General features: G+C 58.9%; 14 protein-coding genes and 1 other annotated feature. Of the genes, 12 read left to right on the plus strand and 2 right to left on the minus strand.

The window, feature by feature from the left end:
* Nucleotides 1–43: 43 nt before the first annotated feature.
* On the minus strand, nucleotides 44–289 hold the full coding sequence (locus AB7951_RS15390) for a hypothetical protein (RefSeq protein ID WP_089264595.1): 246 nt from the start codon (nucleotides 287–289) through the stop codon (nucleotides 44–46).
* Between the two features lie 185 nt (nucleotides 290–474).
* On the opposite strand from AB7951_RS15390, the gene AB7951_RS15395 reads away from it, so the two are divergent.
* Both AB7951_RS15395 and AB7951_RS15400 read left to right on the plus strand, forming a co-directional pair.
* Nucleotides 475–645 carry a hypothetical protein gene (locus AB7951_RS15395; RefSeq protein WP_170849687.1) on the plus strand — a complete coding sequence of 57 codons (171 nt, stop codon included), beginning with the start codon at nucleotides 475–477 and terminating at the stop codon, nucleotides 643–645.
* 347 nt (nucleotides 646–992) lie between these two features.
* A complete protein-coding gene (locus AB7951_RS15400) occupies nucleotides 993–1,274 on the plus strand; it encodes a hypothetical protein (protein ID WP_120290078.1) in 282 nt (93 codons plus the stop codon).
* Between the two features lie 121 nt (nucleotides 1,275–1,395).
* Here the strand turns inward: AB7951_RS15400 and AB7951_RS15405 are convergent, their stop codons facing one another.
* Nucleotides 1,396–1,533, minus strand: a complete 138-nt coding sequence (locus AB7951_RS15405) for a hypothetical protein (RefSeq protein ID WP_158596804.1) — start codon at nucleotides 1,531–1,533, stop codon at nucleotides 1,396–1,398.
* Between the two features lie 624 nt (nucleotides 1,534–2,157).
* On the opposite strand from AB7951_RS15405, the gene AB7951_RS15410 reads away from it, so the two are divergent.
* The 10 genes from AB7951_RS15410 (at nucleotide 2,158) to AB7951_RS15455 (ending at nucleotide 13,879) form a co-directional block, all read left to right on the plus strand.
* Nucleotides 2,158–3,471 (plus strand): integrase arm-type DNA-binding domain-containing protein, encoded by a 1,314-nt coding sequence (locus AB7951_RS15410; protein ID WP_441255876.1) that lies wholly within the window; start codon nucleotides 2,158–2,160, stop codon nucleotides 3,469–3,471.
* A 201-nt stretch (nucleotides 3,472–3,672) separates the two neighbouring features.
* Nucleotides 3,673–3,873 carry a helix-turn-helix domain-containing protein gene (locus tag AB7951_RS15415; protein WP_441255877.1) on the plus strand — a complete coding sequence of 67 codons (201 nt, stop codon included), beginning with the start codon at nucleotides 3,673–3,675 and terminating at the stop codon, nucleotides 3,871–3,873.
* 226 nt (nucleotides 3,874–4,099) lie between these two features.
* Nucleotides 4,100–6,352 carry an AAA family ATPase gene (locus AB7951_RS15420; RefSeq protein WP_441255878.1) on the plus strand — a complete coding sequence of 751 codons (2,253 nt, stop codon included), beginning with the start codon at nucleotides 4,100–4,102 and terminating at the stop codon, nucleotides 6,350–6,352.
* 651 nt (nucleotides 6,353–7,003) lie between these two features.
* Nucleotides 7,004–7,483: a hypothetical protein gene (locus AB7951_RS15425; RefSeq protein ID WP_441255879.1), complete on the plus strand. Its 480-nt coding sequence runs from the start codon at nucleotides 7,004–7,006 to the stop codon at nucleotides 7,481–7,483.
* A 191-nt stretch (nucleotides 7,484–7,674) separates the two neighbouring features.
* Nucleotides 7,675–8,121, plus strand: a complete 447-nt coding sequence (locus AB7951_RS15430) for a hypothetical protein (RefSeq protein ID WP_441255880.1) — start codon at nucleotides 7,675–7,677, stop codon at nucleotides 8,119–8,121.
* A 378-nt stretch (nucleotides 8,122–8,499) separates the two neighbouring features.
* Complete coding sequence (locus AB7951_RS15435) at nucleotides 8,500–9,144, plus strand: MerR family transcriptional regulator (protein ID WP_441255881.1); 645 nt, start codon at nucleotides 8,500–8,502, stop codon at nucleotides 9,142–9,144.
* The gene (locus tag AB7951_RS15440; RefSeq protein ID WP_441255882.1) at nucleotides 9,134–9,793 is read left to right on the plus strand and encodes a hypothetical protein; all 660 of its coding nucleotides are present in this window, start codon (nucleotides 9,134–9,136) and stop codon (nucleotides 9,791–9,793) included. Before AB7951_RS15435 ends, AB7951_RS15440 begins: the two co-directional genes overlap by 11 nt.
* Nucleotides 9,790–10,605, plus strand: a complete 816-nt coding sequence (locus AB7951_RS15445; protein WP_441255883.1) for a hypothetical protein — start codon at nucleotides 9,790–9,792, stop codon at nucleotides 10,603–10,605. The genes AB7951_RS15440 and AB7951_RS15445 overlap by 4 nt, the downstream gene beginning before the upstream one ends.
* 98 nt (nucleotides 10,606–10,703) lie before the next feature.
* Entirely contained in the window at nucleotides 10,704–11,045 is a 342-nt protein-coding gene (locus AB7951_RS15450; RefSeq protein WP_441255884.1) for a KTSC domain-containing protein, read from the plus strand.
* Between the two features lie 1,219 nt (nucleotides 11,046–12,264).
* Nucleotides 12,265–12,320 (plus strand) — a sequence feature (sul1 is cis-regulatory element that is thought to sense ions involved in sulfur or methionine metabolism; They are found in Alphaproteobacteria).
* A gap of 68 nt (nucleotides 12,321–12,388) precedes the next feature.
* Nucleotides 12,389–13,879 (plus strand): SulP family inorganic anion transporter, encoded by a 1,491-nt coding sequence (locus AB7951_RS15455; RefSeq protein ID WP_441255885.1) that lies wholly within the window; start codon nucleotides 12,389–12,391, stop codon nucleotides 13,877–13,879.
* The last annotated feature ends 514 nt before the right edge of the window (nucleotides 13,880–14,393 follow it).

The following is a 14,393-nucleotide window of genomic DNA, read 5'->3' on the forward strand; positions in this document are numbered from 1 at the left end:
CCCCGCTTGCGCGAGGCTGCTTCGTTAAGACGACCGATTGCTGTTAGCGAACGATCACAGTCTTGGTGCGCGAACCGCGGCGATCCCAGCCGTGATGGCGGTGCCCGTAGTCGCGGCGCACATAGGCGCGGCTCTGGCGATAGCCATGGCCGCGATGATAGCCACGATCCTGATGGTGATAACCACCGCCGCCGATCTGCACATTGATGCCCTGCGCAGACGCGGGGCCTGCAGGTGCTGCGACATAGAGAACGGCCGCAGCCGCCAGCAAAGCCAGTTTCTTGATCATGACAATTTATTCCTTCCTTTAAAAGTATCGCGGGACAAGCCATTACCGCCCGGAAGGTTCCGCACGAAATGAAGCACATCGACAAAGGACCCGCGCATGTTCGAGCCGTGCCAGATTCTCTTGTGATTTGCGATGGACATCCATCATCAAAGGGAACACGCGAGGAACTGAGCCGTTCTCCTCGCATGACACAGCAAGCAAAGAACCGCGCCTTCGACAAACAGCCGAAGCCCGATCAGAAAATTCCGCCAGCCGGCCCGCACGACAAGCCGGAACTGACCGACGAGAACAAGACGCCCGGCAGCGGCGTCTTGCCTGACAAGGATCACAAGGAAGTCGAAGGCCCGACGGGATGACCGCGATCGGTCATCATGTCGTCACGCATCACCGTTAGACATTTATTAACCTTCTCGACTCACTGTGGAGTCAAGGAAGCGCAGACCGGATGTACGTCTGCGTTTGATGGCTCGGAGTTCGCTCCGGGCCATTATCTTTTCTGGACCCCACCATGAGCTGCGAGATGATCGACGCTGCACGCGCATCTCGCTTTCGGTTGCAACGCGTAAAGCGGAGCGCTGCTCGCTGATCACGCGATATTATTCGTTCCCCCATCGCGGCAAAATTTGTGGTCGATATGCCATGAATTGGAACTGAACCTTCAAAACACCGACACGTTGACTTCTCGATACGAAGGAGAAGCAGCATGAAGAAGACAGCACTTATTCTTGCCACCGTCGCTGCCGTCGGCGCGGCGTCGATCGCATCGAAACCGGCAGAGGCCCGTGGCGGCCGCGGCGCGGCGATCGGACTCGGCATTGCAGCCGGCGCATTGGCGGCAGGTGCCTATGGCGCTTACGGCCCCGGTTACGGATATGGTTATGGCCCGCGCCATTACGGCCCGCGTTATGCCTATGGTCCGCGCTACGGTTACGGCGACGGCTACTATGGCGGTCCCCGCTACTATCGCAGCTACAGCTACTACTAAACGCGGCTGATTGAATTGACGAAGGCCCGGAGCATATGCTCCGGGCCTTTTTCGTCACCATCATCCAGCATTCGCGCGCATCGCTGCTGCGTTGCCGCAAGGGCTTCAGTTACGCAGTGGGCTAGATACCAAACAGCCAAACAGCCGTGATGGTCGCAACCACCGCTAACCCGCTGATGGTCCAGCCACCGTAGTAGCCGATATCATCGTCATGCCGGACCTCCGACGGACCATCTGCGGTATGCCAGTGACTTGCCATGCGAGCCTCCTGTTTTCAGGATAATCGGTTCGATGGCGAAGGGTTCCATTGGCGCAAAAACGACACATCCGGCGCCGCTCCCTGCCGCTATTCCAAACGCGACACCGGCATCTGTGGCCAAAGGGTCACGACGGCAAGGATTCATTAAGGAGTGCGGCCGGGGCAATTGACGGAACCCGGAGCCGGGAGAAGTCTAATGTTTTCAGCGTAGAGTAGATATTATGTTAGAGATTATTGTCCTCGGCTTCCTTGTCTGTGCAGCGGCTTATGTCGGGCTTCTCTGGTTCGCCGGACGGAAAGACGATGTGATTCACGGTGATTTCGTCGAACCGAAATCGTAAGGCCGGCGTCGCGCGCGCTTGATCGAGGCCACCCTATCCAGGCGGCACCGCTCGGGTGCGAGACTACTAATATCTTGAAATGATTTGGAAAAATGGTCGGAGCGAGAGGATTCGAACCTCCGACCCCTAGTCTCCCAGACATATCAGCTAAGCCCTCCCCGCCCCTCAAGCGCCCTCATGCGCTTCGTTGGACAGGAAAATGTCGCCGCGCATTAGGCTTGGTTTTGCCCCAGCCATCTACGCTTGTCATTGCCGTGCTTCCCCGGTGCTTCCCGAGGCGCAAATGACAGCTCAGACCATAACCAAGACCCTAGTGGACGGGCTCGAAACCAGGGGCGCCGAATATACCGTCTGGGACGCCAAGCTTACCGGCTTCGGCGTCCGTGTGCGCCCAACTGGCGCCAAAACTTTCCTGATTGTCTATCGCGCCGGGACCGGGCGAACCGCACCGTTCCGGCGGTACACGATCGGCGCCGTTGGCAAGATCGCCCCGGACGCCGCGCGCGTCCAAGCCAAGGCCCTCCTCGGTTCGATCGCCAACGGTGCAGATCCAGCATCAGAAAAGCGCGCCAAGCGTCCAAAGACCGAAGATGTGTCATTCGACAGGCTCTGCGAGCTCTATTTGGACGAGTACGCGAAGCCCAATAAGTCATCTTGGAAGAACGACGAGGGCTACCTGAAGCGGCCACGCGCCGCGTTGGGCCGTTCGCCGGCGAACACCGTAACCGACGACGATATCGCCGACGTACTCGATGAAATCGCTGATGAGGCCCCTGTAAGCGCCAATCGCACCCAGTCGGTGCTCCACAAAATGTTCGAATGGGCTCGACAGCCAGGGCGCAAGTACGTTTCGGCCAATCCGATAAGGGGCCTGGAGCGCCGCGGCGGCAAGGAGACGTCCCGGAAGCGCGTCCTCTCAGACGAAGAAATCCGAACGCTTTGGTGGGGGCTCGAAAACCCAGATGTGCCGTGCGATCGGCAAGTCGGTCTGGCTCTAAAGCTGGTTCTGACCACAATGGTCCGCCCGTACCAGGCAGCCGGAGCCCTTCGAGCAGAGCTCCATGGTCTCCGAACTGCCGCGCCGGAATATCATATGCCGCCGCACCGGGTGAAAGGCCGGCGGGAAGTAGTCGTGTCGCTATCTCCGCTCGCGCTAGAGGTGATCGGCCTGACGAACAGCGAGAATCAAATACCGGTCTTTCCTTCCAAATATGGCGAGGAGCCGCAACCGATCCAACGATCGGCACTTTCTCAAGCCCTCAATGACAAACCATCGGAGGGGCGGACCGGCGTTCGAACATTCTTAGGAATGGAGCACTTCACGCCGCATGATTTGCGGCGGACTGCCGCCACCATTGCTCGGCGTGGCGGAGCTCTCCGCACCGACGTGAAGGCAATGCTCGATCACGTCGATGGAGACGTCACTGCGGTTTACGACAAATACGACATGCTCGCAGAGAAGCGGACCGTCGCAAATATCCTGGCCGCCGAGCTGCGCAAGATTATTGGTAGTAAGCCTGACGTCGACGAGGTTGAAACTTTTTGTGATCCCATCGGTAAGCATGTTACTTCCGAAAATGTGGCTGTAGCCAGCTAACCACGCAGGCTTTGTGCGATTCAGTCATCGCATTTGCAAGGGCATAAGGCCGATGATGGTCCATCTTGCCTTCTAGCGAACCTGCGCTATCATTAGCTGGTACAAAGCTAAGTTTGATGGCGCGACGGGCAGCGCCGAGTTTCTCTCATTCCTTGGATAGCCGGCTTGTACATTAATCGGCCCCTGATCCAAGGGATTATCATGCCGCAATTCCTCGATACCAAAGAAGCCGCCAAGCACGTTCGCCTCTCGACAGCGACGCTTGAACGCCTGCGCGTGACCGGAGGCGGGCCCGCGTTTATCAAGCCCGTCCCGAACCGCGTTGTCTACGATATCATCGACTTGGACGCCTGGATGCGAGGCCGGCGCCAGCATTCCACATCGGAAAACCAAGCGGCTTGATCGCGCGCTCTTTCGCGCGCCGCTTCTCGACGTCTCTCATTCGAGCACGTTGCTTCGTCAGCCGCGTGCAGGCTCCCAGACGGAAAAATGTTGGAGGACGCGCAGCTGCAGCTCTTTCGTAGAACCTGCATGCTTATTCGCATCAAAAAAAAAACAGCCCCGAAAGGCTGCAGGCCCAACGAGGCTGAAAGTTTATGTTCCGATGAGTGATAGTAGCACCAATTCCGTGACCAAGCCAGTCGATACCGATGTTGTCCTTGAACACTTGCGCCGGCTTGATGATACGGGGATGCATCAACTGGCTGCTATCGACGCAGATGCAAGGAGCAAAGCATTTGTCTCCTTTACTTTAGACGAAGGAGATCGAGCCAGAGCGTTCCTTCGCAAATATGGCGAAACCCACAACATCTACTATTCAGCGAACGAGGTCCGGCACGACCTTGGTGACGCTCGCGCCAAGAAAGAGGACATCCTGAACATCAGGATGATCGGGGCCGATCTAGACCCGCCGAAGGGCATTATGCTGACTCCCGATGTGCTGGCGGCAGAGCACGCGAAATTGGACGCGATCCGGGAGAAGGTCGAAAAGGAAGATGAAGCTTTCTACTCATTTGCCGTTAGCTCGGGTGCGGGAATTCAACTCGGCTGGTATCTAAAGGAAAAGGTGCCGGCGGACAGTTCCACCGATGAGGCCGAAAATCTCACGCGCGGCATACTGCGACGTTTGGGTGCACCGGAGTCGACCGCCGACATTACGCGGCTCTTGCGAGCGCCGGGCACGTACAATTTTCCCGGCGCCGCGAAGCGCAAACAGGGGCGAACGAGTATCGTTCCCGCTAAACTACTCGGATACATCGACGACAGTACAACGACCCTAGAAGAACTGGCAAAATGGGCGCCACCGGTGCCCCCATCGCGTTCCACCGTTAGCGTCGGGAAACAAGACCTCGATCTGTCGATCGATATGACGGCCGTCGACGACGCCACAGCTACCGGTGACGTCCCGGAAAAACTGCGGGCGAAGTTGGATCGCCAAATCGCATCTGACGAAAAGCTGAATCGACTGTGGCACGGCGATAAGTCCGCGCTTGGGGGCTCTGACACGAGCGGGTCCGCCTTCGGCTTTGCACTGGCAGTGCTCCTTCGCCGAACTGGAAATTTCACTCCAACAGAGTACGGGCAACTTCTAGGCATCTGGGAGCACAGCTCAGAGAACATCGACGAGCGCCAGATTGCGCGTGCCTGGGTGCACAGCAACGCCGCCGCGGCCACCGAAGAATTCGAAGAATGCTTTTCCCTTCCACTGAGGTGGGTCGAGTCGTTTGAAGCATCAACAATTCCGAAGCGCCGCTTCATTATCGGTCGCTTCGCCGCCCGGCACTATCTTTCAGCGCTCATATCGCCGCCGGGCGTTGGCAAAACAACATTCCTTCTGATGCTGGCAGTGGCCGTTGTCACCGGCCGCTCCGACATCACGGGCTTCAAGATCCACGAGCGCACCCGCGTGCTCCTTTGGAACCAAGAGGATGAGCACGACGAGCTAAATCGCCGGCTGCTTGCCGTGATGACCGCGTTCGACGTGAACTGGAAGGATCTGGACATCGACGGCAAGCGTGGCTTGATCCTGGGCTCCGGCGTCGATCAGCCGTTCATGATCGCGAAGCGGGACAATGACAGGATCAAGGCGTCACCCGACGCCGCCTATATCGAGGGCCTGATCAAGGACAATGAAATCGGCCTGGCGATTTTCGATCCTTTTGTCGAGCTTCACCCAGCCAACGAGAACGACAACGTGGAGATTGCGACCGTCGCGCGCATGTTCCGCGCCATCGCCGTGCGCGGAGAATGCGCCGTTGTCCTGGCGCATCACACCCGCAAACCGCCGAACGCTGCGAACCGGGAATCCTACGCCGGCGATATGGATGCCGGCCGCGGCGCCGGCTCGCTCAACGGCGTCGCCCGCATGGTTGCGACTCTTTACACGTTGGATTCCGTCACGGCCAAAAAATACGGCCTCTCCGACGCGGAGCACAGGCACTACGTCCGATTTGACGACGGCAAAGCCAATATGTCGCTGATCTCTGACGCGCCAACATTCTTCAAACGCGAGGGCGTCATGATCGGTGGGTTTGGCGGGGAGGAGGTCGGCGTCTTACGGCCGGTGACCCTCGGCCGCGTGAAGACGCCGGCCCAGGCAAAAGCGGACGACGACGCGACGATCAAGGAGTCGGTGCGGGCCATGCTGCGCGTCTCGGACGGGCATACAATGCCCCTACTCGAGATCGTCCAAACCTTACTTGGAAACAACACCATCGACCTGATGTCGGAGGACACGCTCCGGAAGCGCCTCGATAAGATTTTCGCCGATCCTCTCGAGTACTCGAGCGGCGACATAATCGATCGGGCTACGCGCAGCGTGAAGGGCAAAAATGGTCGTTCTGCCTTCCTCACCCTGAACGTTGCGGAAAAATCGAAATGACTTCCGCAATATTTCCTCCAGCAACGAGTTTATCATGAAGATCAACAGCTTAAGCCGTTGGACCCGACATTGCGGAAAAATTTTCCGAACTACACTTTCCGCGATCGGTCGAAAGCCCAATTTTCCCAATGAGATGGCTATTGCGGAAAAACCTACCCCTACGGGGGGCGTTGCGCTTTCCGCAAAGCGCCCGCCCGAGGTCCCGCAAGGCGGCGCGAATGCGTGTGCCTGGGCGGACAGCAGGCCTACAGTTCACAGCAGCGGGCCGCGCCAATGAGCAAACCGAGCAACCCGCCGCGTTGGTTCAAAGTCGGCGAGCAAGAGTACAGAGTGACAGGCGTCGAAGGTTATTGGCGCGAGGACCGATATATCGAACTGCACGCCATCGAGGCCGTCTGTGCGCACCCGGGGTGCAGCCGTGTCTTCCGCGCCGCCGCCACCAAGACAGCAATCAAAAAACGCTCAGTCAGACGCCGCTGCTCGTGGCACAGGGCGCCCGGCAGCCCGGTTGGTGATCAGCAGAAGAAGAAAGCTAAGCCGGCGCTTCGGAAGACGCCAGAGAGGCTTCTGCCACGTCGCAAGCGCGATCTGGGGCCGCGGGTACCAAAACCGCCTGAGCGGCCTTCCTACCTCGATTGAAGGGGCCACCGAGTGAAAAACAAAGCCTTCTGGCGCATGATAGCCGAGATGCCGCCGATCGACTGGGAGCTTCTCGCAGCAGAGCGCCGCGGCTACCGGCACACGCCAGCCACCATCAAACGATTCACGGCGATCAAGAAACGCAATCTGGCGATTAAGCGCAAAGCAAGGGCGAAGGATAAGCCCCCTCGTCCGCCCGTCCGGCAACGGCTGCGTATCAACTCTGTTGAGGTGCTGCTGGGGTCAATGGAAACAGGTGCCTGGTACGGGCGGACAGATATACAGCACTTGTCAGGCCTGAAGCGCGGCACCGTCGCTACAGCCATCCTGAGGGCCGAGAGCTTGGGACTGCTCGCGCGGACCAGAAATCCAGTATGGGAGCGCCAGGGCGGCGCCGAATGCGAATTCCTGTATCAGAAAACATCGGATGCCGGATCAACTGCCGAACAGACGTCTGATTGTGCCCCCAACGAGCTAAAGCGGGAAAAGTGAAGCACAGGATCTCGGAACACTGAATAAGGCCAGCGCCACGCCAAACTAAGTCACAACCAACGCCCTTCACTGTTAAACGATCGCCGCTCTTAAGTTAAAACGCGACAAATGCGACATCTACCCCGAGATGCGCTTGCTGCGCTGCTAGTTGCGCGGCAATCTGCTAGCCGTCGAAGCTGGGGGATCAGAATATGCATCGAGGTCAATTCTACACCGTCTTTACGATCGGCTTTGCGACGGCAGTCGGCCTGTTTGGCATCGTCGCTGCTATCGCCTGTTGGTACTGGCCCGAGCCGGCCGCCTGGGCATCCATGGCGATCGGCGAACCAGGCCGCCCGGCCACATGGCTCACGCCATCGATCTTCTCGGCGATCGTGGCGGCTTCTGGCGTATTCGCCGGCTATTGGATGGTACAGACGCAACAAGCGATCGTGCGATGGTCAGGTGATCGAGAGATCGCCAGGCTGAACGCGCAATACCGCGTACTCGCGCAGCAGGTAGGCACCGAAAGAGCTGACGAGATAATGAAGGACCAAGCCATCGCCATGCTCAGTGGCGAGGCGGGCCACTTCAATTTGTTCGGCAAAAACGAGATGGTTCATGCGATGCGCGCCGGCGGAGTTCTGCCGCGGCTATAGTCCCCCCTAAATCGACACAGCCGGCGCTGAATAAGCGTTTCTAGTGTTTAAGTCCTCGGAACAGAGAAGAAACATATCAGCAACGGTCCACGCATCGCCGTCGATGTGAGTTGTCCGCTCAGTGAGCGCGGGTATGCGACATCCGCGACCTGCCCAAGCGCTGGAGATCGCGCGAATCACTTCCTGCGCGATTTTGAGATGCGAGTGGAGAGGGTTGTAACTACACAAACCAGACAACTGCGATGCGAAGGCTCATTTCCATCGTTTTTGAGAGTGTCATCGGTTAGCGATATCATTCACAATACCCGACAAAATGGCCCTCTTGACCGACATCCTGCGCTTTGATCCGTTTCCCCGATCAAAGCGAAGGAGCGGACCATGCGCGATGACCGAAGAATGTCTCCAGATCAAATTTTCTCGGACTACGGTATTTCGCCATATCTCCTCGCTCTCTGGACCAAACGCGGCTTGCTGTCGCCGACGCGGGTCAATGCCCGTGGCGAGCACCGCTACGATCGTCGCGCGGTCGAGGCGGTCAGGGAGAGCGAAGGATTTCCACGCGCCACTTTGCTTCCGCCGAATCCGAAGCTGGCGCGCTTTAAGCCTACGATTCCGCGGCAGCCGCTAGTTAAGACCAACGAGCGAAGCCACCGGGTTGCAAAGGTCCGCGGCTTGGGTCCTCTCTCATTGCCAAAGGATGTCGTCGCCGCTCAGAAGGACGCCGCGAATAACGACCCTCTCATCGAGAAGCTGCTCGACGCGGCCCTCTTCGACCTCATTGGTGTCGGTCGCGACGCGATGTCTGCAGAGCTTCACCGGCGCCCGGAAAGAGCCATCGCGACGTTCTTCGGCATCTCAGTCCGACGTCTCCAGGAAATTTTCACCCTGTACCGCGTGCGCCAGCCAGCGGAGGGCTATTGGTCGACAAGGGCGGAAAACGGAGCCCGCGTCTTACCGGCAGGCGGTGTGCCGTTTGCCGGAGTTTTTGCGCCGGGCGATGTGGTGTCATGCGATGTGGAGTGACAGCCTCCTTTCATCCACCGAGGCGCTCCGTAATCTCGACGTGCACCACGAGCATTTCAAGGCGCTGACAGAACTCGGAATCATCTCCGCAGTGGCCTGGGGGGCGGACGGCGAGCCGCGCTTTAGCAAAAATCAGACCTACAAACTCAGGACGCAGCGCCAGCGACTTCGCGCCATCATTGGCGATAATTTTGGGAAGCGACGCCAGGCGCGGCGATATACCTCTGACGTGGGCCCGATGCCGTACTACCCTTATGATGGACCAGGCCAAGCCGCTTGGGCGCGCCGGCGCCTTGAACTAGAGCCACGGCTTTGGCGATCCCGTGAAGCCCGGCGCGAGATTGACGCGGTCATGCGCGTTTACGAGCGGTCCGCGCGGCAGGAGTTTAAAGATAGCCGCTACTTCGATCCGGACGCGCGGGTCCGCGCTGCGGCGAAAATTTCACGCGAGCAACTCTACGACCTCATCTGGTCCAAACCTATGGACCCGGCGGCAACGGAAGTCGGTATGACGGAGACACCACTTCGGCATCTTTGCTATGAATGCTGCATCCCAACGCCGCCGCGCGGGCACTTCAATTTCCAGGACACCGTCGACCGTGCGCCACGGACGCCATTGCCGGCATTTCCGAAGAGGCAGCTCAAATGACGGTCCGAGCATGCCCCCTTGATCTCGCCCTCTGGTTGGGCTTGGATCAGCGCCGGTCTGGGGAGATCCATAATATGCGCGTTTTCTATATCGTGGCGCTTGGCGCCGCGCTCTCGGGTTGCGTCACCAACAACGAGACGGTTCAGTTCAAAAGCTCTAATCCTAACCAGCAAACGATGATGCGCGACGGGCAATCTGCTCTCGTCTCACGTCAGAAGAGTTCCGTCGTTTTGGTTCGGCCGGCAGCACGCCAGCTCCAGGCAAATGGCCGGCCCGTCTTCGTGGTCGGGATCAACAATCTCGGCCGCGCCCCAATCGAATTCCGAGTCGCGCAAGTCGAAGCAAATCAGCATGTCGGCGCATCTGATTTCCAGATGCAGGTCGTCACCTTCGAAATGCTGCAGCAGGAAGAAAAGAACCGCCAAGTCGCCGCGGCGATCCTCACTGGCATGGCCGGTGCCGCGAACGCCTATAGCGCCTCGCGCGCTGGCCACGGCTCCTATACGACGCCCAGCGGGCGGACAGGCACATTCTACAGCCCAACGGCTGCCGCGATCGCACAGGGCAACGCCGCCGCTCAAAATGAAGCCATGGTCGCTTCGACGATTGAGCAGGGGCAGCGCAACATGGCGCAGCTCGAGCAAGCGGTCATAAAGGATAACACCTTGCTGCCTGGCGAATGGTATGGCGGGCAGCTCCATCTGGCCCCTCCGACGGATCAGGCCGGCGGCCAGAAGTCATATACCATCATCATAACGGTCGGATCAGATCGCCACGTGGTGGAAGTCGCGCAAGGTCCCGCGGGCGCATAAGAACGGAGGCATTCGTGAGACTCTGCATCGCAGCCGTAGCGCTTGGGCTGGCCTTCGCGCCGATCGATGCCGCTCGTAAACGGGAGTGCAGGTGAATCGTGATCAAACTCTTCCTCGCCCTTGCGTTGTCAATCTGGTCGATCGGCGTCCGGGCGGAAACTGTGGACGTGAAGTATCGAGGTGCCGTCGATCTCACGCCGTTCCGCTGCACCGACACTCCCCGCAGCAGTTTCGTCGAGCGGGTGTGCTACGATAAGCCAAATCAGTACATGATTATTCGGCTCAAGAGCACCTACTATCACTATTGCGAAATGCCCGAGCCGACCTTCAACGCGCTACTGGCAGCGAGCTCGATGGGCCAGTACTTCAACGCGAACATCAAAGGGACAGGCAGAGACGGTCCATTCGATTGCCGCACCCACAAGGTGCCGAGCTACTGACCGGCATCAGACGCGACGAAAGGCAATAGCGCGAGCAACAGATCTCGGACGGGTCCTTATCGCACCGCCATCATTCCCACTGTGCACTATCCATTCGCCGTTCGATGCCTGCCCCGTAATGATGCCAACGTGATGCGGCCATACGACGACCACCCCGATGCCTGGGCCTCCGGCGTTCATACCCGTTCGAGCCCACTCTCGAGCTAGCGCAAGACGCCGATCAGATTGACCAAGATACTTGCTAAGATACGTTCCGCACCACGCTCGGGCTCTATGTTGATTTCCCTTTCGGGCTTCAGCTGAAGTAGCAACAAAAATAATGGCGCAAGCCAACAATGCGACTCTCGACATACTCAACTCCATAGAAATGGACGACTACTGACAAAGCCGTCTGCAAACCTACGGTGCGAACTTCAGTTCCTTCGTTCTTGATTCAATTGATCCGAACGGTGCCCAGGGAAAGACGCGTGGTAACCAGACACATTTAATATCGAATTTGAATGCGCATTCGTGCACTGACCTCACCGGTGCCAAAAAGGGCGACGAGTCGAAGCTTGATTGGCCAATGGTTTCGGACGGCATTCGCGCTGATGGAAAAGGAGGGATCACGCCAGCGATCTGATTCCGACGAAGGCTGCGACTGCTATTGCTGCCCAGAACGCACTCCCAATGATCGTCTCAGTCCGTTCAGATCGACTTCGCAGCCCGACGAGTTTGAGCACATTTCGGCCCGTCGCCCGGATGATGACGTCTAGAATGATGTGGATTAGGATCCCTACGACTTGATCCATTCGACGGTCGGCCCTCTCGTGACGCTACCGTCAGAATAGATGCCGCCGTGGTATCTGCAAAGTAGCTATCGCGTTGACAATAAGGACCAGGCATATCTTATATTCGGGCGGTCTGCCGCCACTGCGGGCGATGGGTCAAAACTGAAATCGGAAGCGCCAAAATCATAAACTGTGAAGTCCGCCATTCGAAGCCAGGCGATGCTTCCGCCATCAGCAAAGTCATTGTCAGCGCGCTGAGAGAGACGAATAGTCGCGACTATACCCGCCATCGGGCTTCACTTACACGCTGGATGTGCCCGTTGCTTCGATGAACAAATAGAGCCTTGGAGGTCCTGGTCGGACTCTACTGCGTTGTAGGCCGCGCCGTATGATCGCGATCTTCGCTCGCTTGCCTTAATTATTGTATGACGCTAGTAATTTGTCATCGCTCTGGACCCGGTGAAACCCCGGGTGGCTCTTCCGGCCGCCGATCCGCCGGACCACGCACGCCGGCCCGACAGTCGTCCATCGCATCCCGCGGTGCACTGTTTGGCGCCACTGCGGAAACTATCCATGAAATCCTCGTCCTTTCCCCGCTACCACTCCGAGTGGGTTGGCGGCGCCATGAGCATTCGCCGCGACGTTCTCGCCGGCATGGTCGGCACCTTTGCTTTGATCCCCGAAGTCATCGCATTCTCCTTCGTCGCCGGCGTCGATCCGGAAGTCGGACTATTTGCGTCCTTCGTTATCGGTATCGTCATCGCCTTCGCCGGGGGGCGCCCGGCGATGATCTCCGGTGCCGCAGGATCGGTGGCGCTTGTCGCCGCGGCGTTGGTGGGCAGCCATGGCTTAAAGTACCTGCTGGCAGCCACGCTGCTCGCCGGGCTGCTTCAGATCGTGTTCGGCCTGCTCAAACTCGACGTGTTAATGCGCTTCGTGTCGCGCTCAGTGCGCACCGGCTTCGTCAATGCTCTGGCGATCCTGATTTTCTCGGCGCAGGTGCCGCAGATGCTCGGCGTCACCTGGCACACCTATGCGATGATCGGGCTCGGCCTCGCCATCATCTATCTGGTGCCACGCCTGACCACCGCCATTCCCTCGCCGCTGATCTGCATCGTTGTGCTGACGGTGGTTGCCGTCGCCTTCCCGATGCCAATCCACAGCGTCGCCGATCTCGGCCGCCTGCCGAATGCGCTGCCCACCTTCAGCTTCCCGGGCGTACCGCTGACATGGGCAACGCTCAGCATCATCGCGCCCTATGCACTGGCGATGGCAGCGGTCGGGCTGCTGGAGTCCATGATGACCGCCAGCGTCGTCGACGACCTGACGGAGACCACCAGTTCCAAGGCCCGCGAATGCACAGGGCTTGGCCTCGCCAACGTGGCTGCCGGCCTGTTCGGCGGCATCGCCGGCTGCGGCATGATCGGCCAGACCGTCGGCAATGTGCGCTATGGCGGCCGCGGCCGGCTGTCGACGCTGGTGGCCGGTGTCTTCCTGCTAATCGTCATGGTGCCACTGCGGCCATGGGTTGCGCAGGTACCCGTCGCCGCCCTCGTGGCGATCATGATCATGGTGTCGATCAGCACCTTCTCCTGGGGCTCGATCCGTGACCTTGCCCGCCATCCAAAGGTCTCGGGCATCGTCATGCTGGCCACCGTCGCGGTGACGGTGGCGACCCATGATCTGGCCATAGGCGTGGGGGTCGGTGTGCTGCTCAGCGGCGTGTTCTTCGCCTTCAAGGTAACCCGGTTGATGGAGGTGCAGATCAGCCATGACGCTACGACGGACACCCGGATCTACACTGTATCCGGTCAGATCTTCTTCGCCAGCGCCGACATCTTTGCCGATCACTTCGACCTGCGCGACACTGTCCGCACCGTCCGCATCGACCTGACCGCGGCTCACCTTTGGGACATCACCTCCGTTGCCGCGCTCGATGAAGTCGTCGGCAAGATGCGGCGGCACGGTATAGCGGTCGAGATAATCGGCCTGAACCAGGCGAGCGCCGTACTAGTGGATCGCCACGCGCCGCTGGTGCGAGACACCACTGCATCATCTGGATGAGTTCACTTTCTCGATCCTCTAGATGCTCACGGTCCTAACCCAATGCTACAGCGAGCCTGCAGGTTCTCGATGACGGCGGCAACATGATTGCGGAAATTTCGCTGAACCGGCCGATGCATTGAACACAAATGATCGTTGTGGTCTGCCCCGTGACGCCCTCCCCGCCATCGGGTAAATGGGATATGGCCTCTTCCGAACTCAGTGGCTTACTTGGAATCTGTGAGTGGCGATGACGAACCCGCGAATAGCCATAGCGTGTTTAATTCTCGTGGTTCTGATGGCAGCCTTTTTCGTGGCCGACGTGCACACCTCTTGCAAACAAGAGCATGGGCCCGACTATAAGTGCTTTCCGGGCGGGCGCCGCCTGGTTCGCTAGGTTCGGGCTCAACCACCCAACGAGATACCGACCATGTCGTTATGCATTGCATGCCATCTTACCAGCCCTCGGTAAGGTCTCCCGAGTGCTATCAATAGCGTACGAGACCGCGTGGGCCACCTCAGCGTAGATGGAATA

This window comes from Tardiphaga sp. 285_C5_N1_2 (assembly GCF_052076065.1).
In the GTDB taxonomy this organism is placed as follows: Bacteria; Pseudomonadota; Alphaproteobacteria; order Rhizobiales; family Xanthobacteraceae; genus Tardiphaga; species Tardiphaga robiniae.